This is a genomic window from Flavobacterium cupreum, from assembly GCF_003996965.1.
Lineage (GTDB): Bacteria > Bacteroidota > Bacteroidia > Flavobacteriales > Flavobacteriaceae > Flavobacterium > Flavobacterium cupreum.
Window position 1 is genome coordinate 1 of sequence record NZ_QWDM01000088.1, and the last position, 421, is coordinate 421.

At 43.2% G+C, this 421-nt stretch carries 1 protein-coding gene; it reads right to left on the bottom strand.

All coding sequences use genetic code 11. The features are described from left to right. On the bottom strand, positions 1 to 336 hold a 336-nt coding region (locus D0817_RS26745; RefSeq protein WP_134737803.1), incomplete at its 3' end, for a hypothetical protein. Between the last annotated feature and the right edge of the window lie 85 nt (positions 337 to 421).

Sequence of the window (421 nt, forward strand, 5' to 3'; positions counted from 1 at the left end):
AGTCGCCGCAGAGCCCGACTTTGAAAGCACTTTCAGTTTCAGCGCGTTATGGCCGAGCGCTCCCTGCGTTGCTCCGGTAAGACGGTAATCGGTCACCGACCAAAGCAACACTAGAATGCCAACAAAACCAACAATCGCCATGACGTTGAAATCATCCGACACCAGATCGTTGATATAACCCCCAAGATCAATCAACAATGCGATTGCTGAAATATCGTCGAACTCCAAAGCAAAAATTACTAGTCCGGCAACAACAACAAAAAACGTCGCCGAAAATAAACCATTCAATATCATGCTTGCCAGTCTTGGCAACCTGCCGGGTGTTTGCAAAATCATTCTTATATTTTCCTTTTATTAAATATTCGACCGAATATTCAAGCCAAACAGCACGTTAAGATTTCTGCAACTATTTTATAGTCTT